Here is a 21,921-nt window from a genome sequence, read left to right as displayed (position 1 = left end):
TCCTTCTCATGGGTCCAACGAGCCCCGGGCGGTGCGGGTTTCGGGTACAACGTCCCGACAGGGGCCGCGGTGCCGGCGCCCGGGACGGGAGGGTGCGGCGGTGCTGATCGTGGTGGGCGGCGGGCCGGGCAGCGGCAAGACGACGCTGGCGCGGGCGCTGGCCCTGGCCGTCGGCTGTCCGCTGGTCAGCCGCGACGAGGTCAAGCAGGGCCTGCTGCACGCGGGCACCCGCGCCGCGGCCCCCGACGAGGTGGTGCGCGACGCCTTCTTCGGCGTCCTGGGGGTGCTGGTGGGCGCCGGGGTGAGCGCGGTCGCCGAGGCCGCCTACCAGGACCGGCTCTGGCGCCCGGGCCTGGCGCCGCTGGCCGGGCGCACCCAGGTGCGGGTGGTGCACTGCCGGGTGGACCCGGCCCTGGCCCGGCGCCGGATCGCCGCCCGGCTGGCCGCCGACCCGCACCGCGCCGCCCACGCCGACGCCCGGCTGCTGGCCGCCCCGCCCGGGGCGGGCAACCTGCTGGACGACTTCACCCCGCTCGCCCTGCCCGTGCCGTCGCTGTGGGTGGACACCGGCGACGGCTACGACCCTCCGCTGGCGGACGTCGTGGCCTTCACCCGGGGCTGACCGGGCGGGCGGGCACGGTAGTTCAGGGCGTGCCGCCGCTTCGGCGCCGCTCGCGCTCGCCCGGCCGCCCGTGGCGCATCCCGTCCCCCTTCGTCGGGGTCGGATTCCGGCTCCCGGAAAGGGACTTGCCGCAGCGGGCGGCCGGCTCCACCGGCCGCCCGTCCGGGCGGGGCTCAGTGCGGGCGGGGCTCAGTGCGGGAGGGTCTCGCGCAGGCGCTTCTTGTCGGGCTTGCCGACCGGGGTCAGCGCGATGGCGTCCACCAGGTGGAGGGCCTCGGGGGCGTAGATGCGGCCCTTGGCGGCGGTGACGAAGGCGCGGATCTCCTCCAGTCGCGGGTGCCGGCCCGGGGCGGGGACGACGGCGGCGTGGACGTGTTCGGCCTGCTGCTCGTCGCGGACGCCGTAGACGGCGCACTGGGCGACGTCCGGGTGGGTGAGGAGCAGTTCCTCGACCTCGGTGGGGTAGACGTGGCCGCCGACGACGATGATCAGGTCCTTGAGGCGGTCGGCGAGGTAGAGGTAGCCGTCCGCGTCGAGGTAGCCGATGTCGCCGGTGTCCAGCCAGCCGTCGTGCAGCACCTGGGCGGTGAGGTCGGGGCGCTTCCAGTAGCCGGCCATGAGGGTGGCGGAGCGCACGTGCACCTGGCCCTGCTCGCCGACGGGCAGCTCGGTGCCGTCGGCGTCGCGGATCGCCACCTCGACGCCCGGCAGGGGGCGGCCCACCGAGATCTGGCCGCCGTGGCCGACGCGGTCGTGCTCCTCCGGGGCGAGGACGGCGATGTTCTGCGCCTCGGACATGCCGTAGCCGCTGAGCAGGACCGGCCCGAACACCTCGATCGCCTCGCGGATGCGGGCCGGGGAGGAGGCGCAGCCGCCGTAGGCGATCCGCTGCAGGCTGGACAGGTCGGTGGTGGCGACGGCCGGGTGGTCGAGCAGCCGGTAGAGCAGTGGGGGCAGGACCCACAGGTCGGTGATGCGTTCGCGTGCGACGGCGGCGAGGACCTGGCCGGGGTCGAAGGAGCGCTGGAGGACGACGGAGCCGCCGTGGTGGAGGATCAGGTCGCTGTAGACGCCGGCGAGGTGGGCGAGGGAGGTGGCGGCGAGGAAGCGCGGTGGCACGGCGTCGGGGCGGGGGTCGGCGAGGGGGCCGTCGAAGGCGCGGCGGTAGGGGCCGTGGAGGCTGAGGATGCCCTTGGGGATGCCGGTGGTGCCGCCGGTGTGGCGGATGCCGAGGTGGTCGTCGGGGCCGACGGGGACGGCGGGGTCCTCCGCGGGGTGGTGGGCGGAGGCGGCGATGACGTCCTCGCCGATGGCCTCGGCGGCGGGGCCTTTGGGTCCGGGGCCCAGGGTGAGGACGGTGGGGCGGTCCGGTCCGTCGAGCAGGGGCAGCAGGGCGGGGGCGTCGGCGTACCGTTCGGCGTCGACGAGGAGCAGGGTGGTGTCGACGCTGGCGGTGATCTCGGCCAGGACGGGGGCGCTCATGCCGTCGTAGAGGTTGACCACCCGGGCGCCGGCCAGGCCCGCGGCGTAGCGGGCGGCGAGGGCCTCGGGGGTGTTGCCGGTGAGCAGGGTGACGGTGGTGCCGCGGCCGGCGCCGCGGGCGATCAGCTCGTGGGCGAGGCGGTAGGCGGTGGCCGCGAGGTCGCCCGCGGTGATCTCGGTGCCGTCGGGGGTGGTGACGGCGCGTCGGTCGGGGGTGGCGGTGAGGGAGCGGAGGATCAGGGCGGGGGCGCTGACGAACTCCTGGTCGGGCCTGGCCACTTCTTGTGTGTAGGGTGCAACCATATTCCCACCCTAGTGCCACCGCGGTTCCTGCGGTGGGGAGTTGGGCCGGATGTGGCGGCGGGAGGTCGGCCGGGCCGGCTTCCCGTGCGGGCCCGGCCCGGCGGCGTCAGGGGGTGAGGGCGCGGGGCAGGTCGTCGAGGGTGTGCAGGACGCGGATGCCCTCGGCGACCGGGACGGCCGGGGCGGTGGCGGCACCGGCGCGGTGGAGCCAGTAGGCGTGCAGGCCCGCGTCGCGGGCGCCCTGGGCGTCGAGGGCGTAGTTGTCGCCGACGTGGGCGACCTGGTGCGGGGGCAGGCCCAGGGCGGCGCAGGCGGCGTGGAAGATGCCGGCGGCGGGCTTGGGTTCGCCGTGCTGCTCGGAGCAGACGAGGACGTCGCCGAGGTGGTCGAGCAGGCCGATGTGGGCCAGTTTGCGGCGCTGGTGGTCGGTGTCGGAGTTGGAGACGACGCCGAGGCGGTAGTGGGGGGCGAGGCGGGTGAGGGCGGGCAGGGCGTCGGGGAAGGCGGTGCGGGCGGCGTCGCGGTGGGCGGCGTAGCCGGCGAACCAGGCGGCGGCCCGGTCGTCGGTGAGGTGTTCGGCGCCGTCCCGGTCGAGGTGGGCGAGGAAGCGGCGGGTGCGTTCCAGCTGCTGGGCGCGGAAGGTGAGTTCGCCGGCGAGGTAGCGGGCGTACTGGGCGTCCATGACGTCGTGCCACAGGGTGAGCGCGGCCTGCGGGGTGGGGAAGCGCTCCAGCAGGCCGAGGTCGCGCAGGTGGGCGAGGATGCCCGCGCGTTCCGCGCCGGAGTAGTCGAACAGGGTGTCGTCGACGTCGAAGAGCACGCCCTTGATCGGCATCGGCGTTCCTCCTAGCGGGCCGCGGCGGGGACGGGGGCCGGGGCGGAGGTGAGGAGGGCGTCGAGCAGGCCGGGGAAGCGGGTGTCGAGGTCGGTGCGGCGCAGGCGGACGAAGCGGTTGCGGCCGGCGACGCGGGTGGTGGTGACGCCGGCCTCGCGCAGGACGCGCATGTGGTGGGAGACGGTCGACTTGTGGAGGTGCTCCAGGCCGAGGTCGCGGGGGGCGCAGGAGTGTTCGGCGCCGTCGGCGTAGCTGAGCAGCAGGCGCATGCGGACGGGGTCGCCGAGGGCGTGCAGGACGGTGACGAGGTCGATGTCGGCGGTGGCGGGCTGGGGCAGGCGCTCGTCGTCGGTCATGGGTTCGGCTCCGGTCCTCGGGTCCTGCGGCGGGTCGGCGGTCGGTGATCGGCGTTCGGCGGTCGGCGGTCGGCGGGGATGGTTTGACAATCATCCACCAATCCCCGATTGTTTGGCGAGCATCAAACCGTTGCATGCTCATCCAACAATCCGGCCGGACCCGTCCGGCCGTCACCCCGGGGGGCCCTCCCGTGCCCGTACGCCTGCTCCTGCTCGCCCTCGGCACCTTCGCCATGGGCACCGACTCCATGGTCGTGGCCGGCATCCTCGGCCCGATCTCCGCCGACCTGGGCGTGTCGGTGGGCGCCGCCGGCCAGCTGGTCACCGTCTTCGCGCTCGGCTACGCGCTGCTGGCCCCGCCGCTGGCCGCCGTCACCGCCCGCTGGCCGCGCCGGCGCCTGCTGCTGACCGCGCTCGCCGTCTTCACCGTCGCCAACGCCCTCAGCGCCCTCGCCCCGAACTACCCGCTGCTGCTGGCCACCCGGGTGCTGGCCGCCGCCGGGGCCGCCCTCTACACCCCCACCGCCAACGCGGTGGCCACCACCCTGGTCGCCCCCGAACGGCGCGGCCGGGCGCTGGCCACCGTGCTCGGCGGCATGACGGTGGCCACCGCGCTGGGCGTGCCGCTGGGCACCTGGGTCGGGCGCACCGACTGGCGGGCGACCATGTGGCTGGTCACCGCGCTGGGCCTGGCCGCACTGGCCGGCCTCGCCGCCCTGCTGCGCGGCCTGCCCGCCCCCGCCGCCGCCCCCGCCCTGCGCGAGCGCCTGGCCCCGCTGGGGCAGCGCCGGGTGCTGGGCGCCGCGGCCACCACCCTCGCCTTCTTCCTCGCCTTCCAGAGCGTCTACATCTACCTCGCCACCGCCGTGCACGGCGCCACCGGCGGCGACGCCGACCGGCTCAGCCTGATCCTGCTCACCACCGGCGTGATGTCGGTGGCCGGCAGCTGGCTGGGCGGGCGCCTGGTCGACCGCACCGGGGTGCGCGCCGTGCTGCTGGCCGGCTCCGCCGTCGCCGCCTGCGCCTTCGCCGCGCTGCCGTGGCTGGGGCGCAGCATGCCGGGGGCGCTGGGGTACGCGGTGGTGGTGCCGCTGGCGGGGTGGGCGGTGTCGGTGGCGCTGCCGCACCGGCTGGCCTCGCTCGATGCGGCGAACGCGCCGCTGCTGATCTCGCTGAACAGCAGCGCGCTGTACCTGGGGACGGCCGCGGGGGGCGTGGCGGGGTCGGCGGCGATCGCGGTGCTGGGGACGCGGTGGTTCCCGCTGGCGGCGGCGGTGCTGGCGCTGGTGGCCTGCGCGTCGGCGGCGGGCACCACCCGCGACCGGCGCCCGGGGGCGCGGGCGCTGACCGGGGCCGGGGCCGGCGGGGTGAAGTCTCACGCTAAAGCCGAGGTTGAGACTGGAGTCCAGAACGAGGTCCGGAAGCAGGCCGGGGCCGGGGCGCGGCCGCGGGCCTGAGGCACCGGCCCGGGCGGGGCCGGGGAGGGTGCTCCCCCGGCCCCGCCCGGGCGTGCGGGTCAGGCGCCGAGCACCTCGCCGACCAGGGCGCGCGCCTCCTGCTGCACCAGGGCCAGGTGGTCGGTGCCCAGGAACGACTCGGCGTAGATCTTGTACACGTCCTCCGTGCCGGAGGGGCGGGCCGCGAACCAGGCGCTGTCGGTGCACACCTTCAGGCCGCCGATGGCCGCGCCGTTGCCGGGGGCGTGGGAGAGCACCGCGGTGATCTTCTCCCCGGCCAGCTGTCCGGCGTCGACCTGCTGCGGCGACAGGCGGGCCAGGCGGGCCTTCTGCTCGCGGTCGGCGGGGGCGTCGACGCGGGCGTAGGCGGGGGCGCCGTGACGGGCGGTCAGTTCGCGGTAGCGGGCGCTGGGGGTGGTGCCGGTGACGGCGGTGATCTCGGCGGCCAGCAGGGCCAGCAGGATGCCGTCCTTGTCGGTGGTCCACACCCCGCCGTCGCGGCGCAGGAAGGAGGCGCCGGCGCTCTCCTCGCCGCCGAAGGCGATCGAGCCCTCCAGCAGGCCGTCGACGAACCACTTGAAGCCGACCGGGACCTCCAGCAGCTGGCGGCCCAGGTCGGCGGCGACGCGGTCCAGCATCGAGGAGGAGACCAGGGTCTTGCCCACCGCGGCGTCGCCGGGCCAGTCGGCGCGGTGGCGGTAGAGGTAGTCGACGGCCACCGCCAGGTAGTGGTTGGGGTTCATCAGGCCGCCGTCGGGGGTGACGATGCCGTGCCGGTCGGCGTCCGCGTCGTTGCCGGTGGCGACGGCGTACTCGTCCTTGCGGCCGATCAGGGAGGCCATCGCGGCCGGGGAGGAGCAGTCCATGCGGATCTTGCCGTCCCAGTCCAGCGTCATGAACCGCCAGGTCGGGTCGGTGACGGGGTTGACCACCGTCAGGTCCAGGCGGTGGGTCTCGGCGATGCGCCCCCAGTAGGCCACCGACGCCCCGCCCAGCGGGTCGGCGCCGATGCGCAGTCCCGCCGCCCGCACCGCGTCCAGGTCCAGCACCGAGGGCAGGTCCCGGACGTAGGCGCCCAGGTAGTCGTGGCGCCCGGTGGTGGCGGCCGCCAGCGCCCGCGCGTAGGGGACCTTCTTCACCCCGCGCAGGCCCTCGCGGATCAGCTCGTTGGCGCGGTCCTGGATCCAGCCGGTGGCCTGCGAGCCGGCCGGGCCGCCGCTGGGCGGGTTGTACTTGAAGCCGCCGTCGCGCGGCGGGTTGTGCGAGGGGGTGACCACGATGCCGTCCGCCAGCGCCCTGGGGCTGCGCCGGTTGTGGGCCAGGATCGCGTGCGAGACCGCCGGGGTGGGGGTGTAGCCGTCGGCGTCGTCGATCAGCACCTGAACGCCGTTGGCGGCCAGCACCTCCAGCGCCGTGGCCCTGGCCGGCTCGGACAGGGCGTGGGTGTCCGCGCCCAGGAACAGCGGTCCCGCGACGCCCTGTTCGGCCCGGTACTCGCAGATCGCCTGCGTGGTCGCGGCGATGTGGTCCTCGTTGAACGCCGCGTCCAGCGAGGAACCCCGGTGTCCCGAGGTCCCGAACGCGACCCGCTGCGCCACCTCCTGGGGGTCCGGGCGCAGCGCGTAGTAGGCCGTCACCAGCCGCGCCACGTCCACCAGGTCCCCGGGCTGCGCCGGCTGCCCGGCCCGTGCGTGTGCCATCCCTGTACTCCCGCCGAAATCAGCTGACGCGCGATACGTCCTCGCCCCGCGCTGACCGATCGTAGCCAGAACACGGCGCCCTCCCGAACCGAACGGGCCGGTCCGGGGCGCGCGGGGGCGCGGGCGGGGCGCCGGCGAGGATTCAGGAGGCGGGCGGGCTGCTCGCGGCGGGCCTGCGGCGCGGGGGCGGTGACGGCGGCCGCGGACCGCGTCACCCGGTCCCGTCCCGCAGCCGGATCACCCCGCCCTCGCGCGGCACCGTGCGCCCCGGGGCCGGGAACACCCCTGCGGCGTACGGCTCCTGCGGCCACGCCGCGCGCCGGGCGAGGGCCCCGTCGATCCACTCCGGCTCCGGCTCCGGCTCCGGCTCCGGTACGAACCTGCCGTCGGGCCGGCCGCGTACGGGGGCCGGAGCGGCGGCGGGGTTCAGCGGGAGGCCCACCAGGTGGCGGGCGCGGCGGCGGTGTAGCCCAGCGACTCGTACAGCGGGCGGCCCAGCTTGGAGGCGGTGAGGGTGAACGGCAGGTCGGGCCGGTCGGCGAGGGAGGCGAGCATGACGGCCCGGCCCACGCCGCGCGAGCGCGCCCGCGGCGAGGCGGCGACCCAGTAGTGGCTGCCGGCGCCCCCGTGCACGACCCGTACCAGGGCGCCCACGGCCGTGCCCTCGGCGCGGGCGAGGAACACGTCCACGCCGGGCTCGCCGAGCAGTGCCGGCGGGAAGAGCTCGCCGGGGCGGTGGGGTTCGAGGGCGGACAGTTCGAAGCCCTCGATCACGACCCGCTCGGCGGCCCGCAGTTCGCCGGCCTCCCGTACCCGGACCACCTCCACCGCCGGCGCACCGGCCGGCACGGGCTCACCCGCCGGGGTGGCCGGGCGCAGCATGACGGGCATCTGCCAGCCGCGCAGGCCCAGGTGGGCCAGGTCGGTGGTGCTGAACGGGTCCTCGGCGGTGACCGGGCCCGCGGCCCGGCGTACCAGGTCGGCGAGTTCGGCCAGGTCGCCGGCGTCGGGGTCGGGTTCCTGGAGCAGGATCCGCAGGCCGGTGCGGCCGTCGCCGTCGACGGCGAGGAAGCCGCGGCGCCGGATCACCTGGTGGCCCCGGGAGCGGCCGGTCGCGGCCCAGAAGGCGGCGGAGTTGCGGGCCTGGCGCGCCGGCGCCCGGTCGAGGGCGGGGGCCCGGTCGGCGGCGGGGGCCTGGGCGGTGGTGGTGGATCCGGTGGTCATGGCACCCACGGTAGTGGGGAATTGGCCCGCCGTACCGGGCCAATCCGGTGCGGCCGCACTGGGCCACCTCGGGGGCTCCCGTACGGCCCCAGGAGCGTTTCGACCCCTATCCTGCCAGGTCAGGCCAGGGTTGCGGTAGGACGCAGCACACCCTTTTTCCGCCTTGCCCGCTCCCCCGCGCACCCCGCACACTCGTGCAACACCCACTCCCCCTTCCGCGGCCCACGCGCCGCCGCCCGCTCGTGCGGGCGGCCGGCGTGCGCGCCGTCGCGCCCCGGCGCCATCACGGGGGGTGGCCGGATGCATGAGCAACGATGAAGGGGGACACGGGAGTTGACCGTGGACAAGGACCTGGTACTGGCCGCGCGGATGCGGCTGCTGAGCCACAACGAGCGGATCCTGACCGGCGAGGAGGGCATGCGGGTCTACCGGATCCTGTTCGCCGTCAGCCCGCAGGTGTACGCCTACAAGCTCGCCTACGTCCTGCGCGAGCTGGGCGAGACCGACCCCCGGGCGGCCCGCGACCCCGAGGTGCGCCGGGCGCTGCTGGAGGAGGCGCGGGCCGTCGCCGCCCGCATCCCCGCCGACGCGCCCGCCCACCAGCGCCGCATGTGGGAGTACAGCACGGCCGAACTGCTGGACATCGAGCGGCGCCTGGGCCGGGCGGAGCGGTGAGCCGCCCGCACGAGGACCTCGTCCTGCGGGCCCGGATCCGGCTGCTGAGCTCCGACCTGTGGCCCCCGGAGGGAGAGGAGGCGATGCGCGTCTACCGGGTCCTGTTCGCCGTCAGCCCGCGCGCGTACGCCTACCGGCTCGCCGCCACCCTGCTCGACCTGGGCCGGGACCGGCGCTCCCGCCTGCCCCGGGCGGCGCGGCGCGCACTGCTGACGGAGGCGCTCGAAGCGGTGGCGCACGTCCCGGCCGGCGGCCCCTGGTACGAGGAGCGGATCGGCGAGTGGGTGCGCGGCGCGCTCGCACAGCTGGACGCGCAGGAGTCCCGGCAGGCGCGGGGCGAACAGGAGATGACGTGAGGCCGCACGGCCGGGAGCCCGGTGCGGGCCGGTAGGCGCTGCCGGGATGGTTGCGGTACAACAATCCCTATTTGACGACTGATCGGAGAAACCCTGATGAGCAGGTCGGGTCCGTCCCGCCGCGCCCTGATCGCCGGTGCCGGCGCCGCCGTCGTCGGCTGGAACACCGCCGCCCGCGCCTGGGCCGCCGAGCCCGGCGCCGGCGTCGCCGAACTGCCCGCCCTGGACGGCGCCGTGACCCTGGCCGGCGACGGCCTGGAGCGCTTCGCCTGCGACTTCGGGCACCTGGTCACCGCCGCGCCCCGCGCGGTGCTGCGCCCCGGCTCGGTGCGGGACGTGCAGCGGGTGGTCGCCTTCGCGGCCCGTCACCGCATCCCGGTGGCCGTCAACGGGCAGAGCGGGGACGCGGCGACCCTCGGGCAGGCCGGCCTGGAGTCGCACTCCAGTTACGGCCAGGCCAACCCGCGCGGCGGCATCGCGATCGACGCCCGCGGCCTGGGCCGGATCGTCTCGGTGCGCCCGGGCGTGGCCGTGGTGGAGGCCGGCGTCACCTGGGCGCAGCTGGCGGACGCGGGCCTGGCCAAGGGCTGGGTGCCGCCGGTGCTGACGGACTACCTGCACCTGTCGGTGGGCGGGACGCTGAGCGTGGGCGGCATCGGCGGGGCGGTGCAGCACCACGGCCTGCAGACGGACACGGTGCGCGAGGTGGAGGTGGTGACCGGGTCGGGCGAGCTGGTGACGGCCTCGCGCGAGCGCGAGCGGGAGCTGTTCGAGGCGGTGCTGGCCGGCGGCGGGCAGGCGGGGATCATCGTGCGGGCGACGCTTTCGCTGGTGCCGGCGCCCGAGCGGGCCACGGTGTTCACGCTGGCCTACGACGACCTGGACGCCTACCTGGCCGACCAGCGGACGGTGCTCGCCGACGGGCGGTTCGACCTCCAGGTCGGCAACGTGGTGCGCAGCGCGGACGGGGCGCGGTGGCGGTACACGGCGGAGCTGGTGGCGTACGGGCGGGCGGGCGCGCCGGTGGACCGGGAGCGGCTGCTGGCGGGGCTGTCGCCGGCGGCGGGTGAGACGTCGGTGGTGGAGCAGAGCTGGCGCGAGTACGCGTTCCGGGTGGACGCGTTCGCGGGGTACCTGCGGGCGGCCGGGTTCTGGGGGCTGCCCAAGCCGTGGCTGTCGCTGTTCCTGCCGGCGTCGACGGCGGGGGTGTTCATGCGGGAGGCGGCCGCCGACCTGACGGCCGCGGACCTGGGGGCGGGGCTGCTGCTGTTCTACCCGTACGCGCGGGAGCGGGTGCGCACGCCGCTGGCGGTGCTGCCGCAGGAGCCGGTGGGCTGGCACTTCGACCTGCTGGCGTTCCCGGCGCCGGGCGCGGACGTGGCGGGGATGCTGGAGCGCAACCGGCGCCTGTACGAGCGGGCGGTGGCCCTGGGCGGCAAGCGGTACCTGATCGGGGCGGTGCCGGGGATGACGGGCGGGGACTGGGCGCGGCACTACGGCGCGCTGTGGGAGCGGGTGCGGCGGGCCAAGCGGCGTTTCGACCCGGCGGGGGTCCTGACGCCGGGGCAGGGCATCCACGCCTCCTGACCGCGGCCGGCGCCGGTCTTCCCGGGAGGAGGCGCCTTCCCGGGAAGGGGGCCGGCGCCGGCGGCGGTGTCAGGTGATCTCCATCTGGGCCATCATGCCCATCGCGGAGTGGTCCAGCAGGTGGCAGTGGTAGGGGTAGCGGCCGCGGTAGGAGGTGAAGGAGGCCTGCAGGCGCACGCTCTCGCCGGGCATCAGGCGCACGGTGTCCTTGAGGCCGGACTCCTCGGGGCCGGGGGCCTTGCCGTTGCGGGCCAGGACGCGGAACTGCACCAGGTGCAGGTGGAAGTTGTGCGGGGTCTCCTTGTTGCCGTTGACGACGGTCCAGATCTCCGAGGTGCCGAAGGCCACCGCCGCGTCGACCCGGTCCGGGTCGTAGACCTTGCCGTCGATCATGCCGCGCGGGGCGGCGCCGGGGGTCTCGTCGACCGTCAGGACGACGGTGCGTTCGCGGGCGACGGCGGTGGGCAGGGCGGGCAGGGTGCGCAGGACGGCGGGTACCGAGCTGGGGTCGTGGGCGGCGCGGGTGATGTCGAAGCGCAGGACGACGCCGACGTGTTCGGCCGGGCCGGGGGGCATGGAGTTGGTGAGCACGACGCTGGAGCCGACCTTGTAGCGGGAGAAGTCGATGACGACGTCGGCGCGCTCCCCGGGGGAGAGGTCGACGGTGTCGGTGGTGTGGGGGTGTTCCAGCAGGCCGCCGTCGGAGCCGATCTGGGTGATCGGGCCGCCGTCGGCCAGGCGCAGTGAGAAGAAGCGCAGGTTGGAGGAGTTGAGCAGGCGCAGCCGGTACTTGCGGGCGGCGACGTCGACCTTGGGCCAGGGGCGGCCGTTGGCGAGGATGGTGGCGCGGCCGGCGGGGTCGTCCATGCGGTAGACCAGGCGGCCGGCGTGGTCGAAGCGGGCGTCGCGCAGGGCGATGGGCAGGTCGTAGCGGCCCGAGGGCAGGGGCAGGGCCTCCTCGGTGGCGTCGGTGAGCAGGTAGGTGCCGGACAGGCCGCGGTAGACGTGTTCGGATTCCAGCTGGTGGGCGTGGTCGTGGAACCACAGGCTCGCGTGGGGCTGGTCGTTGGGGTAGGTGTAGGTGCGGGCGGCGCCGGCGTCCAGGAGGTTCATCGGGCCGCCGTCGGAGGCGGCGGGCACGGCGGCGCCGTGCAGGTGGACGGAGACCGGGTCGTCGAGCAGGTTGCGCTGGCGCACCACGACGGGGCGCCCGGAGCGGGCGCGGATGACGGGGCCGGGGAAGGCGCCGTTGTAGGTGAGGACTTCGGTGCGGTGCCCGGGCAGGATGCGGGCGAAGGACCTGAGCATGGTGACGCTGTAGGTGTCGGTGCCGTCCGCGGTGTCGACGGGGCTGAGCACCGGGGGCAGCGGCAGGACGGCGGTGAACTTCTCGGCCAGCGCGGGGCCGGCGTCGGGGCCCGGGTCCGCGGCCGCGCCGGTGCCGGCGGCCGGGCCGGCGCCCATGTCCATGTCCATGGCCGTGCCGTTGCCGTTGCCGTTGCCGGTGCCGGTGCCGGTGCCGGTGCCGGTGCCGGTGCCGGTGGCGGCGGTGTGGGCGGCCTGGAGGGGGGCCGGGCGCACGGTGGCGCGCAGCAGCAGGACCCCTCCCCCGGTCGCCAGGGCGGCGCCGATCATCCTGCGTCTGGTCACCATCGCCTCAGGTCCTCCCCGTCACGCCCGTGCGGGCCCTCGCTTCCCCCGGCCGGGGGCGTGTTCCGGGGGTGATTGCAGCAGCGCCTCCTGTGGCGGGGCTGGGGTCCGGCTGGGGCCGCGAGCGGTGCGCGGCGGGTGCCGCGTGGCGGGAGGGCGGTGAGCTGCGGATGTTGCGGGCGCCTTGCGCGGGGGCGGTCACGGTGGCTCGGGACGCACTCGAAGAACCCTCAAGAACCGGGCCCCGCACGGGGGTCCGGCGGATGCGAAGGAAGGGCCCCCGTGGACCTGCGGTACTGGCTGCCCAGGGCGGCCGAGGTGGCCGAGCGGTGGGGCGAGCGGTTCGGGCCGTACACCCCGCACCCGGCGAACGCCGTGGACGAGGCGGACTTCGCCGCCGCGTTCGAGCGCTTCGCCGCCCGCCTGGAGCACAACTCCCCGTTCTTCCACCCACGTTACGCCGGGCAGATGGTCAAGCCCCCGCACCCGGCGGCCGTGGTGGGCTACCTGACGGCGATGCGCTTCAACCCCAACAACCACGCCTACGAGGGCGGTCCGGCCACCAACGACATGGAACGCGAGTGCGTGGCGGCGCTGGCCGGCATGTTCGCCCTGCCCGCGCACGTGGGCCACCTGACCTCCAGCGGCACCATCGCCAACCTGGAGGCGCTGTACGTGGCCCGCCAGAGCCACCCCGAGCGGGGCGTGGCCTACAGCGCGCAGGCCCACTACACCCACAGCCGGATGTGCCACGTGCTCGGCGTCCAGGGCCACCCGGTGCCCGCCGACGCCGCCGGGCGGATGGACCCCGGCGCCCTGGAGGCGCTGCTGCGCACCGGGCGCGTCGGCACCGTGGTGGTCACCTGCGGCACCACCGGGCTGGGCGCCGTCGACCCGGTGCACGAGGTGCTGGCCCTGGCCCGCCGCTACGGGGCGCGGGTGCACGTGGACGCCGCCTACGGCGGGTTCTTCGCCCTGCTGGGCCGCGACCCGCGGCAGGCCGCCGTGCTGGGCATCGACCCGGCGCCGTGGCGGGCGATCGCCGGCTGCGACTCGGTGACCGTCGACCCGCACAAGCACGGCCTGCAGCCCTACGGCTGCGGCGCGGTGCTGTTCGCCGACCCGGCGATCGGACGCCACTTCGCCCACGACTCCCCGTACACCTACTTCACCGACGCCGAACTGCACCTGGGCCAGATCAGCCTGGAGTGCTCACGCGCCGGCGCCTCGGCCGCCGCCCTGTGGCTGACCCTGCAGCTGCTGCCGCTGAGCGCCGACGGCCTGGGCCGGGTGCTGGCGGCGGGGCGGCGCGCCGCCCTCGACTGGGCCGAACTGATCGACTCCAGCGAGGAACTGACCCTGTATCAGGTGCCGGAGCTGGACATCGTCAGCTACTTCCCCACCCCGGGCGCCGGCGCCGCGACGCTCAGCGCCGTGGACGCGGCCAGCGACCGGGTGCTGCGCGCGGGCATGGCCGACGACCGGGACCCGGTCTACCTGAGCGTGCTGCGGGTGGACGCCGCCGACCTCACCCGCCGCCACCCGCACCTGGCGGCGGACACCGACGGGGCACGGGTGCTGCGCAGCGTGCTGATGAAGCCGGAGGCCCAGGAGTGGGTGCCGCGGCTGCACGCGCGGGTGGCCGCCCTGGCCGCCGGGGCCGTCGCCGCCGTTCCCGGGGCCGCCGTTCCCGAGGCGGCCGGGCCCGACGCCGTTGCCGCCGCCGTCACCGCCGCCGCCGTTGCCGTTGCCGAGACCGCCGTTGCCGAGAGCGTCGTCGCCGAGACCGCCGTCGCCGAGACCGCCGTTGCCGAGGAGAGCCCGCGTTGACCACCGCCCCCGCCGTGCGGCCCGCCCCCGTGGCCGCACCCGCCGCCCCGCCCGCCGCCCCGCTCCTGCCCCGGGCGGCCCGCGCCGAGGAGGCCGGGCCGCTGGCCCGCGTCCTGGCCGCCGCCTTCCAGGAGGACCCGCTCACCCGCTGGGCCTTCCCCGACCCCGAGCACCGCGCGCGGGTGCTGCCCGCCTTCTTCCGCGTCCACCTCGAACAGTGCCTGGCGCACCGGGGCGTGCTCGCCGTCCACGACCGCGCCACCGGCGAACCCCAGGGCGCGGTGCTGTACCTGCCGCCGGGGGTGTGGGAGGACCCCGGCCGCCAGAACCGCAGCGCCGCCCGCGCCCTGGACCGGGCGATCGACATCGCCCGCCACCCCGAGTCCGCCCGCCGCCTGGCCGCCATCACCCGCCTGCAGATCCGCCGCCACCCCCGCCACCGCCCGCACTTCTACCTCGCCTTCATCGGCGTGCTCCCCGAGGCCCGCCCCAGCGGCGCGGGCCGGGCCCTGCTCGACACCCTCCTGGCCGAGGTCGACCACCACGGCCAGGCCGCCTACGCCGAGACCAGCTCCCCGGCCGGCGCCCGGCTGTGCGCCTCCTCCGGCTTCACCCGCTTCGGCGAGGCGATCGCCCTGCCCGGCGGCGGACCCCACCTGAACCCGGTGTGGCGGGGGCCCCGATGACCGCCCCCGCCACCCTCGCCCCCGCCCCGGCCCCCTCCCTCGCCTCCACCGGCCCGGGCGGCCTCGCCACGGCCGGCCTCGCCACGGCCGCACTGCGCCTGTTCAGCGCCGAGGAGGTCGACGCCGGCGCCGCCCGCGCCCACCCCGAGGCCGCCGAGATCCTGCGCTGGGCCCGCCGCTTCCTCACCACCGCCCACCCCGACCTGGGCCGCAGCGGCCCGGTCTGCCCCTACACCCAGCCCTCGCTGCGCCGGGGCCTGTTCCACCTCGCCGTCACCGACGGCGCCCCCCACGCCGACCTGCACGCCCTGGTCGGCGAACTGCGCGGGCACTACGACCGGCTGCTGGCCCACCTCACCGAGGAGGCCGAGCGCGAACTGCTCACCGTGCTGCTGGTCCTGCCCCAGCTGGACCCCACCGACTCCACCGCCCTGGACGCGCTCCAGCGCGGCGCCAAGGACGAGTTCGTCGAACAGGGCCTGATGATCGGCCAGTTCCACCCGGTGTGCGAGGAACCGGGCCTGTGGAACGGCACCTTCCGCCCGCTGCGCGCACCCGTGCCGCTGCTGGCCGTACGCAAACTGCTGGTCTTCGACCTGCCCTTCCTGCTCGGCGACCCCGGCCACCTGGCCCACTACCTGGCCCGCTTCGCCCCCCAGGTCCCCGCCCGCATCCGCGACCAGCTCGTCACCGGCCTCACCACCCAGAGCCCCACCACCTGAACCGCACCACCCGAACCGCACCCGCGACCGCCCGCCCCCACGCGCGCGGAGCCCGGCCGGCGCCCGGGCTCCGCGCGCGCCCCCATCCCCCGGGACAGCCCGCAACGGCCGCGATCCTGCGGCGCGTCAGCGGGCCAGGCGCCCCAGCAGGGCGGAGGCCGCCGCGATGCCCGCCACCGTGGCCGCCGCCAGGACGGCGAAGTCCAGCGGAAGGTGGGAGGGGGTGCCGATCAGCAGCCCGCGCAGCGCGTCGACCTGGTAGCTGAGCGGGTTGACCTTGCTGACCGCCTGCAGCCAGCCCGGCATCAGGTGCACCGGGTAGAGGGCGTTGGAGCCGAAGAACAGCGGCATCGTGATCGCCTGGCCGATGCCCATCAGCCGGTCGCGGGTCAGCACGATCCCGGCGATCGCCATCGACAGGCAGGAGAAGAACGCCGAGCCGAGCAGCACCACCGCCACCACCCCCAGCAGGCGCAGCGGGTTCCACGTCATCGCGACCCCGAGGACGGCGGCGATCAGCACCACGACCACCGCCTGGAGGACGGCCTTGACCCCGGCGGCGAAGGCCTTGCCGGTGACCAGGGCGGCGCGCGGGGTCGGGGTGACCAGGAGCTTGGTCAGCACCCCGGAGTCCCGCTCCCAGATGATCATGATGCCGTAGAAGATCGCGATGAACATCGCGGACTGCGCGATGATCCCGGGCGCCAGGTAGTCCAGGTACGGGATGCCGCCGGTGGGGATCGCCTTGAGGCGGGTGAAGGTCTCCCCGAAGATCAGCAGCCACAGCGCCGGCTGGACGGCCCGGGTGTAGAGCTCGGTGCGGTCGTGGCGCAGCTTCTGCAGTTCCACCGCGCACATCGCGGCCACCCGGGCGGGCACCACGCGCCAGCCGGTGCGGGCGCGCGGGGGCACCAGCAGCAGGTCCAGCGCGGGCGCGGATATCGGGGGTTCAGCCGACGCGGTTGGCCGTGCGGCGGGTACGGCGGACATCGCCGAAGTCTCCTTCCGTGGCGTCGGCCAGGTCGCGGCCGGCGAAGTGGCGGAACACGTCGTCCAGGGTCGGGTCCTCGTCCCCGCCCTCCCGCCGCACCCGGTCCTTGAGTTCGGCGGGGGTGCCCAGCGCGCGGATGCGGCCGCGGTCCATCAGGGCGATGCGGTCGCAGTGGCGCTCGGCCTCGTCCATGTAGTGGGTGGTGACCAGCACGGTCATGCCGGTGGCCCGGCGCACCGCGTCCACCCGCTCCCACACCCCGGTGCGGGCGATCGGGTCCAGGCCGATCGTCGGCTCGTCCAGCACCAGCAGGCGCGGGGCGCTGACCAGGGCCTGGGCCAGCTCCAGGCGGCGCACCATGCCGCCGGAGTAGGTGGCGGCCATCCGGTCGGCGGCGTCGGTCAGGTCGACGGCGGCCAGCGCCTGGGCGACCCGGCGCCCGCGCTCGGCGCGCGAGACGTCGAAGACCCGGGCGAACAGGGCCACGTTCTCGCGCCCGGTCAGCCCGCCGTCGGCGGACAGCTGCTGGGGCACGTAGCCGAGCAGGCGGCGCACCTCCATCGGGCGGCGGGCGGCGTCGTGGCCGAAGACGCGCACCATGCCGGAGCCCACCGGCAGCAGGGTGGTGATCGCGCGGATCGTGGTGGTCTTGCCCGCGCCGTTGGGGCCCAGCAGGCCGAACACCTCGCCGGTGCGCACCGTCAGGTCGATGCCGTCCACCGCCCGGGTGGCCTTGCCGCGGCCGTGGGCGAAGGTGTACTCCAGCCCCCGGCACACCACGGCCTCCGGGCCGTCGGGGCCGTCCGGGCCGTCGGAACCGGCCGGGCCGTCGGGGTCGTCGGGGTGCATCACGCCTCCTCGGGCAGGGAGCGTTCCTCGGGCAGGGCGCTTTCCTCGGGCAGGGCACTTTCCTCGGGCAGGGTGCGCAGGCCTTCGGCGAGGAGCTGGAGCGCGGGCAGGGCCGCGGCCAGCGCCGCCCGCTGCGGCTCGGGCAGGTCCGCGACCAGCTCGCCCATCAGCTCCCGGCGGCGCCGGCGCCACTGCCCGATCCGCTGCTCGGCCGCCGGCGTCGCGTACAGCAGCGCCGCCCGCCGGTCCCCCGGGTCCACCTCGCGGCGCAGCAGGTCCTGGGCGACCAGCTGGTTGACCAGGGTGGAGACCGAGTTGCCGGCCAGGCACAGTTCCTCGGCGGCCGCGGAGACCCGCAGGCCGGGGGTGTCCGTCACCAGGCGCAGCAGTTCCACCTGGGCGCCGCGCAGGCGCGGCTGTTCCAGGCTGCGGCGCAGGCGGCGGCGCAGCATCCGCTGGATGCCGGTGAGCAGGGCGGAGAACTCGTCGGCGAGTGCGCCGTCGGGTGTCCGGCCCGGTCGTACGGGGGCTCGTGCGGTTCCCGTCGTCATACCTCCGATTTTAGCTCTCAGTGAGAGGTATCTGTCGAGGGGGCAATCCGGCCGGCGGGGGTGCGGGCGGCGGCCGGAGCGGGTAGGGGTCGGGTCCAACTCGGTGAGGGCGAAGGGGATTTGGATGTCCGAGGGGGACGTTTCCGGACTCGTCGAGGCGGTGGTGGCGGCGCTGGAGCAGCAGGCGTCGGGGGCCGCGGGGGCGGAGCAGGCGGCGTTCGGGCCGCTGCTGGGCCGCGTACGGGAGCGGCTGGAGCGGCTGCCGCGCTGGCGGCGGGCGCTGCGGCGGCTGGGGGCCGCGCCGGGCGAGGAGGGGGCGCGGCGGGAGGCGGTGGCGGCGGTCGGGGAGCTGCTGGGGATCGACACCGGCCTGGGCCGGGAGCTGGCGCGCCGGTGGCCCCCCGCGCCGGGGGCGGCGGGTCCGGTTCCGGCGGGCGGCGGCCGGCGCGGCGGGGGGCGGCGCGGTGGGGGGCGGGTGCTGGCGGCGGTCCTGGCGGTGGCGGCCGTGGCGGCGGGCCTGGGCCTGTTCCTGGCCCGCTCCTGCGGCCAGCGCGACGACGGGCAGCCCGACCCGCCCGCCACCAGCGGCGCGCTGAGCGTCCAGCGCTCCTCCCCCGCCTCGCCCGAGGGCGCCTGAGGGCGCGGGCCGGGCGGCGGGCCGGGTACGTCGGCCCCCAACCCGCCGCCCCGGCCCGGACGTTCCTTCGATGCCGCCCGAACTCCCGTACAGGGGCCCGGACCTGCGCACTCCCCGTTACGGACGGGGAGCTTCCGGAAGAGCCGCCGGATCGGCCTGAACCTCCTTGAACGGCAAGCCCGTTGAGCGGATCGGGACGCAGCGTGCGTCCCCGATGACGCTTGGAGGAACCCCATGCGCACCAGGACCCGCGCCGTCCGCTCCGCCGGTCTGCTGCTCGCCGCCACCGGCCTGCTCGGCCTCACCGGCGCCACCGCCGCCCACGCCTCCGACATGGGGGGCGGCGCCGGCGGGGCGCAGCAGGGCCAGCAGCCCAACTTCATCCTGTGCTCGAACGGCAGCTACTCGTCGTACGCGGTGTTCCCCAAGCGCAACTCCGCAACGCACGAGGTCCCGCGCGGCGGCTGCACCTACCTGACGCTGACCGGCATCAGCAACGACCAGGTCGTGCTGTACGGCATCGGGCCGAACGGCACCTTCAAGATCGCCACGGACACCTTCGACGACGCCGACGGCGAGCACATCCGCACCCTCGGCACCCCGGACGACAACGACTGGACCACGTTCTAGGACGCCGCACCGCCGGGCGGCCGGGCGGCCGGGCGGGCCCGCGGGAGATCGTGGAACTCCCCGGCTCCCCAGGCCCGTTCGCCCGCGGATCGCGCCCCGCCGCCCGGTTCCCGCAGGGGCCTTCCGGATCCGCCCGACCATCCGTCACCCTTGGCGGTATGCGGTGGATCCGGCGGGCGGCGCGGGCCGCGGACAGCGACCTCGCCCACGCCCTGCTCTTCGCCGGCCTCACCCTCGCGTTCGACGGGTGGCTGCTGTCCCACCTGCGGTACGACGGGAGGGCCGCGGGCGTCCTCGCGGGCCTGGCCTCGGTCGGCGCGGGCCTGGGCCTGGGCCTGGGGCTCGTCGGCGCCCGCCTGGACGTGCGGCACCGGAATACCCCGACTCCCCCGCTGCAGACGGCACTTCGGCTGGCACGGTGCGCCATGACGGGCGCCCTGTTCATCCACCTCCTGCTGCCCGCCGCCGTCGCCGCCGACCTCGTCCTCCACCCGGACCACCTCGTCGGCTACCTCGGCGGCACCCTGGACACCGACCACTAGAACGCCCCGGCGCCACCCAGGAAGTCGGACCGGCCGACTTCCCACTCCACCACCGGCGCCCCCCACGACGGCACGCCCCTCGCCCGTCCGAGCCCGGGCCATCCCACCGGCGCCCCCGGCACCACCCACCAGAACACCCCCGGGACGCACAGGAAGTCGGACCGGCCGACTCCCCACTCCACCGCCGGCCACCCCCACGACGGCATGCCCCTCGCCCGTCCGGGCCCGGACCCGGACGGGCGGCACCGACACGCCCCGACTCCCCCACCACGGAAGGCACTTCGACCGGTGCAGCACGCCACGACAGGCACCCGGTTCACCCACCTCCGGCTGCCGGCCACCTCGGGGACGCCCCCGGCACCGACCGCCGGAACACCCGCGGGACGCACGGGAGGTCGGACCGGCCGACTTCCCGCTCCACCGCCGACCACGCCCCACAGACACCACCGGCAGGAAGCCCCCGCAACAACACGCCCCGACTCCCCCACCACGGAAGGCACTTCGACCGGTGCAGCACGCCACGACAGGCACCCGGTTCACCCACCTCCTACTGCCGGCCACCTCGGGGGCACCCCCGGCACCGACCGCCGGAACACCCACGGGACGCACAGGAAGTCGGACCGGCCGACTTCCCGCTCCACCGCCGGCCGCCGCGCCCCGCGCGGGCCGTCAGGGGTGTTCGCGGGCCGCCTGGGCGAGGGCGCCCAGGGGCAGGTGGCGGGGTGCGGGGCCGGTCTCGGTGAGGAAGTCGAGCAGGATCCGGTTGACCAGGTCGGGCTTCTCCAGCGGGGCGGTGTGGGAGGTGCCGGGCACCACGGCGAGCCGGCCGTCGGGCGCGGTGCCCGCCATGGCGGCGCTGTGGCAGATGCGCACGCCGTCGTCGTCGCCCTGCATGACCAGCACCGGCATGGGCAGGGCGGCGAGGGCGGGCAGGCCGATGTCGGGCTCCTCGCGCCACATGGTGAGCCACTTGGCGAAGACGACCGGGAAGTGGCCGGGCCCGTCCGGGGACAGCGGCTCGTACTGGGGGCGGAGCATCGCCTCCAGGCGGGCGGTGTCCTCCAGGACGGCGAGGTCTTCGGGGGTGGCGCCGTCGCGGCTGACGCCGCCGCCGATCAGGACCAGGCGGCGCACCAGGTCGGGGCGGGCGAGCGCCGTGCGCAGGGCGACGGTGGCGCCGGCGCTCCAGCCGACGAGGTGGACCGGGCCGGCGGCGAGGGTCTCGATCAGGGCGACGGTGTCGGCGGCGAGCAGGCCGGAGGTGACGGGGCCCTCGACGTCGCGGGTGCGGCCGTGGCCGCGGCGTTCGGGGGCGTGGACGCGGAAGTGCGCGGCCAGGGCGGGGATCTGGGCGAACCAGCTGTCCGCGGTCACCCCTCCGCCGTGGAGCAGCACGACCGGGTCGCCCTCGCCCCGGCTCTCGCACCAGGTGTCCAGTCCGTTCACGTCCAGGTACGCACCCATGGTCCCCGTCCCCTGTTCTTCCCGTCCTGCGGCGGCCGGCTGCCGCCGACTTGAGCAATGCTCGGGTCGATCATAGGCACGGGACCTGAGCTAAGCTCAAGTCCCATGGCACTGCACCGTGATGACGTCGTCGCCGCCGCGCTGGACCTGCTGGACGAGGTGGGGCTGGACCGGCTGACGACCCGGGCCCTGACCGAGCGCCTGGGGGTGGCCCCCGGGGCGCTGTACTGGCACGTGCGCAGCAAGCGGGAGCTGCTGGGCGCGATGGCCGACGCCGTGGTCGCGCCGGCGTTCGCCGCCGCGCCGGTGCCCGGCGGGCAGGCGGGGTGGGCCGCGCGGACGGAGGCGTTCGCGCACCGGCTGCGGGCGGCGCTGCTGGGGCGCCGGGACGGGGCGCGGCTGGTGTCGGGGTACCTGGCGCCGGGGGCGGCGACGCTGGGGGCGGTGGAGGAGGGTCTGGCGCTGATGCGCGCCGAGGGCCTGGCGCTGGCGCAGGCGGCGGTGCTGGGGCACGCGGTGACCAGTTACGTGATCGGCTTCGTGCTCCAGGAGCAGGCCGCCCGGGCCGAGGACGGCGGGGGCGGCGGCGGGCCGGGGTTCGACCCGGGGCGCTACCCCAACCTGCTGCAGTGGCAGGCCGAACAGGCCCGGCAGGCCGGCCCCGGCGCCCCGTTCGACGCCGGGCTCGCGCTGCTGACCGCGGGGCTGGCCGCCGGGCTGGGCTGAGCGCGGCCGGGGCCCGGGGGGTCTAGCCCTTCCTGGGCGGGACCTT

23 protein-coding genes are annotated in these 21,921 nt (G+C 76.2%); 12 read left to right on the top strand and 11 right to left on the bottom strand.

Annotation, left to right across the window (positions count from 1 at the left end):
• Positions 1–100: 100 nt before the first annotated feature.
• Positions 101–622, top strand: coding sequence for a P-loop nucleotide/nucleoside kinase family protein (locus tag ABTZ03_RS36510; protein ID WP_350517487.1), 522 nt, complete (start codon positions 101–103; stop codon positions 620–622).
• A 189-nt stretch (positions 623–811) separates the two neighbouring features.
• On the opposite strand, the gene ABTZ03_RS36505 is transcribed toward ABTZ03_RS36510, so the two are convergent.
• The 3 genes from ABTZ03_RS36505 to ABTZ03_RS36495 all read right to left on the bottom strand — a co-directional run bounded on the left by ABTZ03_RS36505 (position 812) and on the right by ABTZ03_RS36495 (position 3,598).
• Entirely contained in the window at positions 812–2,407 is a 1,596-nt protein-coding gene (locus tag ABTZ03_RS36505; protein WP_502894703.1) for an AMP-binding protein, read from the bottom strand.
• Positions 2,408–2,513: 106 nt separating this feature from the next.
• Positions 2,514–3,242: an HAD family hydrolase gene (locus ABTZ03_RS36500; protein ID WP_350517485.1), complete on the bottom strand. Its 729-nt coding sequence runs from the start codon at positions 3,240–3,242 to the stop codon at positions 2,514–2,516.
• Between the two features lie 11 nt (positions 3,243–3,253).
• The gene (locus ABTZ03_RS36495; RefSeq protein WP_350517484.1) at positions 3,254–3,598 is read right to left on the bottom strand and encodes an ArsR/SmtB family transcription factor; all 345 of its coding nucleotides are present in this window, start codon (positions 3,596–3,598) and stop codon (positions 3,254–3,256) included.
• Positions 3,599–3,789: 191 nt separating this feature from the next.
• Here ABTZ03_RS36495 and ABTZ03_RS36490 point away from each other — a divergent pair, with 191 nt between their 5' ends.
• Positions 3,790–5,055 (top strand): MFS transporter, encoded by a 1,266-nt coding sequence (locus ABTZ03_RS36490; RefSeq protein ID WP_350517483.1) that lies wholly within the window; start codon positions 3,790–3,792, stop codon positions 5,053–5,055.
• Between the two features lie 59 nt (positions 5,056–5,114).
• Here ABTZ03_RS36490 and pgm read toward each other — a convergent pair whose 3' ends face one another.
• From pgm to ABTZ03_RS36475, 3 genes are all read right to left on the bottom strand, one after another.
• Entirely contained in the window at positions 5,115–6,755 is a 1,641-nt protein-coding gene (gene pgm / locus ABTZ03_RS36485; RefSeq protein ID WP_350517482.1) for a phosphoglucomutase (alpha-D-glucose-1,6-bisphosphate-dependent), read from the bottom strand.
• Positions 6,756–6,966: 211 nt separating this feature from the next.
• Entirely contained in the window at positions 6,967–7,197 is a 231-nt protein-coding gene (locus ABTZ03_RS36480; protein ID WP_350517481.1) for a hypothetical protein, read from the bottom strand.
• Entirely contained in the window at positions 7,182–7,979 is a 798-nt protein-coding gene (locus ABTZ03_RS36475; RefSeq protein ID WP_350517480.1) for a GNAT family N-acetyltransferase, read from the bottom strand. The genes ABTZ03_RS36480 and ABTZ03_RS36475 overlap by 16 nt, the downstream gene beginning before the upstream one ends.
• A gap of 339 nt (positions 7,980–8,318) precedes the next feature.
• On the opposite strand from ABTZ03_RS36475, the gene ABTZ03_RS36470 reads away from it, so the two are divergent.
• From ABTZ03_RS36470 to ABTZ03_RS36460, 3 genes are all read left to right on the top strand, one after another.
• Entirely contained in the window at positions 8,319–8,654 is a 336-nt protein-coding gene (locus tag ABTZ03_RS36470) for a hypothetical protein (protein WP_350517479.1), read from the top strand.
• Positions 8,651–9,010, top strand: a complete 360-nt coding sequence (locus tag ABTZ03_RS36465) for a hypothetical protein (RefSeq protein WP_350517478.1) — start codon at positions 8,651–8,653, stop codon at positions 9,008–9,010. Before ABTZ03_RS36470 ends, ABTZ03_RS36465 begins: the two co-directional genes overlap by 4 nt.
• A 96-nt stretch (positions 9,011–9,106) precedes the next feature.
• Positions 9,107–10,597, top strand: coding sequence for an FAD-binding protein (locus ABTZ03_RS36460; protein WP_350517477.1), 1,491 nt, complete (start codon positions 9,107–9,109; stop codon positions 10,595–10,597).
• A gap of 69 nt (positions 10,598–10,666) precedes the next feature.
• Here the strand turns inward: ABTZ03_RS36460 and ABTZ03_RS36455 are convergent, their stop codons facing one another.
• A complete protein-coding gene (locus ABTZ03_RS36455; RefSeq protein WP_350517476.1) occupies positions 10,667–12,250 on the bottom strand; it encodes a multicopper oxidase family protein in 1,584 nt (527 codons plus the stop codon).
• Positions 12,251–12,529: 279 nt separating this feature from the next.
• Between ABTZ03_RS36455 and ABTZ03_RS36450 the strand changes: the two genes are divergently transcribed.
• From ABTZ03_RS36450 to ABTZ03_RS36440, 3 genes are read left to right on the top strand one after another with little or no spacing between them, the layout of a single operon-like run.
• A complete protein-coding gene (locus ABTZ03_RS36450) occupies positions 12,530–14,077 on the top strand; it encodes a pyridoxal phosphate-dependent decarboxylase family protein (RefSeq protein WP_350517475.1) in 1,548 nt (515 codons plus the stop codon).
• Positions 14,074–14,763 (top strand): GNAT family N-acetyltransferase, encoded by a 690-nt coding sequence (locus tag ABTZ03_RS36445; protein ID WP_350517474.1) that lies wholly within the window; start codon positions 14,074–14,076, stop codon positions 14,761–14,763. The genes ABTZ03_RS36450 and ABTZ03_RS36445 overlap by 4 nt, the downstream gene beginning before the upstream one ends.
• Positions 14,760–15,485 carry a DUF6875 domain-containing protein gene (locus ABTZ03_RS36440; protein ID WP_350517473.1) on the top strand — a complete coding sequence of 242 codons (726 nt, stop codon included), beginning with the start codon at positions 14,760–14,762 and terminating at the stop codon, positions 15,483–15,485. The genes ABTZ03_RS36445 and ABTZ03_RS36440 overlap by 4 nt, the downstream gene beginning before the upstream one ends.
• A gap of 126 nt (positions 15,486–15,611) precedes the next feature.
• Here the strand turns inward: ABTZ03_RS36440 and ABTZ03_RS36435 are convergent, their stop codons facing one another.
• Genes ABTZ03_RS36435 through ABTZ03_RS36425 form a run of 3 tightly spaced genes read right to left on the bottom strand, consistent with a single transcriptional unit; the run spans position 15,612 to position 17,876 of the window.
• A complete protein-coding gene (locus ABTZ03_RS36435) occupies positions 15,612–16,475 on the bottom strand; it encodes an ABC transporter permease (RefSeq protein WP_350517472.1) in 864 nt (287 codons plus the stop codon).
• Positions 16,435–17,325: an ATP-binding cassette domain-containing protein gene (locus ABTZ03_RS36430; RefSeq protein ID WP_350517471.1), complete on the bottom strand. Its 891-nt coding sequence runs from the start codon at positions 17,323–17,325 to the stop codon at positions 16,435–16,437. The genes ABTZ03_RS36435 and ABTZ03_RS36430 overlap by 41 nt, the downstream gene beginning before the upstream one ends.
• Positions 17,325–17,876 carry a MarR family winged helix-turn-helix transcriptional regulator gene (locus ABTZ03_RS36425; RefSeq protein ID WP_502894701.1) on the bottom strand — a complete coding sequence of 184 codons (552 nt, stop codon included), beginning with the start codon at positions 17,874–17,876 and terminating at the stop codon, positions 17,325–17,327. The genes ABTZ03_RS36430 and ABTZ03_RS36425 overlap by 1 nt, the downstream gene beginning before the upstream one ends.
• A gap of 124 nt (positions 17,877–18,000) precedes the next feature.
• Between ABTZ03_RS36425 and ABTZ03_RS36420 the strand changes: the two genes are divergently transcribed.
• From ABTZ03_RS36420 to ABTZ03_RS36410, 3 genes are all read left to right on the top strand, one after another.
• Positions 18,001–18,513: a hypothetical protein gene (locus tag ABTZ03_RS36420; protein WP_350517470.1), complete on the top strand. Its 513-nt coding sequence runs from the start codon at positions 18,001–18,003 to the stop codon at positions 18,511–18,513.
• 234 nt (positions 18,514–18,747) lie between these two features.
• Entirely contained in the window at positions 18,748–19,143 is a 396-nt protein-coding gene (locus ABTZ03_RS36415; RefSeq protein ID WP_350517469.1) for a hypothetical protein, read from the top strand.
• 158 nt (positions 19,144–19,301) lie between these two features.
• Positions 19,302–19,685 (top strand): hypothetical protein, encoded by a 384-nt coding sequence (locus tag ABTZ03_RS36410; protein WP_350517468.1) that lies wholly within the window; start codon positions 19,302–19,304, stop codon positions 19,683–19,685.
• 669 nt (positions 19,686–20,354) lie between these two features.
• On the opposite strand, the gene ABTZ03_RS36405 is transcribed toward ABTZ03_RS36410, so the two are convergent.
• Positions 20,355–21,149, bottom strand: a complete 795-nt coding sequence (locus ABTZ03_RS36405) for an alpha/beta fold hydrolase (RefSeq protein ID WP_350517467.1) — start codon at positions 21,147–21,149, stop codon at positions 20,355–20,357.
• Between the two features lie 105 nt (positions 21,150–21,254).
• Between ABTZ03_RS36405 and ABTZ03_RS36400 the strand changes: the two genes are divergently transcribed.
• Entirely contained in the window at positions 21,255–21,875 is a 621-nt protein-coding gene (locus ABTZ03_RS36400) for a TetR/AcrR family transcriptional regulator C-terminal domain-containing protein (protein WP_350517466.1), read from the top strand.
• Positions 21,876–21,921 lie beyond the last annotated feature (46 nt).

Source organism: Kitasatospora sp. NPDC096077, assembly GCF_040303245.1.
In the GTDB taxonomy this organism is placed as follows: Bacteria; Actinomycetota; Actinomycetes; order Streptomycetales; family Streptomycetaceae; genus Kitasatospora.
Note: the sequence above shows the minus strand (reverse complement) of the source record. Positions and strands in the feature narration are given on the sequence as shown.

Coding starts and splice junctions, on each gene's coding strand:
- ABTZ03_RS36505 (WP_502894703.1), bottom strand. CDS start 2,407: ATGGTTGCACCCTACACACAAGAAGTGGCCAGGCCCGACCAGGAGTTC.
- ABTZ03_RS36500 (WP_350517485.1), bottom strand. CDS start 3,242: ATGCCGATCAAGGGCGTGCTCTTCGACGTCGACGACACCCTGTTCGAC.
- ABTZ03_RS36495 (WP_350517484.1), bottom strand. CDS start 3,598: ATGACCGACGACGAGCGCCTGCCCCAGCCCGCCACCGCCGACATCGAC.
- pgm (WP_350517482.1), bottom strand. CDS start 6,755: ATGGCACACGCACGGGCCGGGCAGCCGGCGCAGCCCGGGGACCTGGTG.
- ABTZ03_RS36475 (WP_350517480.1), bottom strand. CDS start 7,979: ATGACCACCGGATCCACCACCACCGCCCAGGCCCCCGCCGCCGACCGG.
- ABTZ03_RS36460 (WP_350517477.1), top strand. CDS start 9,107: ATGAGCAGGTCGGGTCCGTCCCGCCGCGCCCTGATCGCCGGTGCCGGC.
- ABTZ03_RS36455 (WP_350517476.1), bottom strand. CDS start 12,250: ATGGTGACCAGACGCAGGATGATCGGCGCCGCCCTGGCGACCGGGGGA.
- ABTZ03_RS36440 (WP_350517473.1), top strand. CDS start 14,760: ATGACCGCCCCCGCCACCCTCGCCCCCGCCCCGGCCCCCTCCCTCGCC.
- ABTZ03_RS36435 (WP_350517472.1), bottom strand. CDS start 16,475: ATGTCCGCCGTACCCGCCGCACGGCCAACCGCGTCGGCTGAACCCCCG.
- ABTZ03_RS36430 (WP_350517471.1), bottom strand. CDS start 17,325: ATGCACCCCGACGACCCCGACGGCCCGGCCGGTTCCGACGGCCCGGAC.
- ABTZ03_RS36425 (WP_502894701.1), bottom strand. CDS start 17,876: ATGACGACGGGAACCGCACGAGCCCCCGTACGACCGGGCCGGACACCC.
- ABTZ03_RS36420 (WP_350517470.1), top strand. CDS start 18,001: ATGTCCGAGGGGGACGTTTCCGGACTCGTCGAGGCGGTGGTGGCGGCG.
- ABTZ03_RS36415 (WP_350517469.1), top strand. CDS start 18,748: ATGCGCACCAGGACCCGCGCCGTCCGCTCCGCCGGTCTGCTGCTCGCC.
- ABTZ03_RS36410 (WP_350517468.1), top strand. CDS start 19,302: ATGCGGTGGATCCGGCGGGCGGCGCGGGCCGCGGACAGCGACCTCGCC.
- ABTZ03_RS36405 (WP_350517467.1), bottom strand. CDS start 21,149: ATGGGTGCGTACCTGGACGTGAACGGACTGGACACCTGGTGCGAGAGC.
- ABTZ03_RS36400 (WP_350517466.1), top strand. CDS start 21,255: ATGGCACTGCACCGTGATGACGTCGTCGCCGCCGCGCTGGACCTGCTG.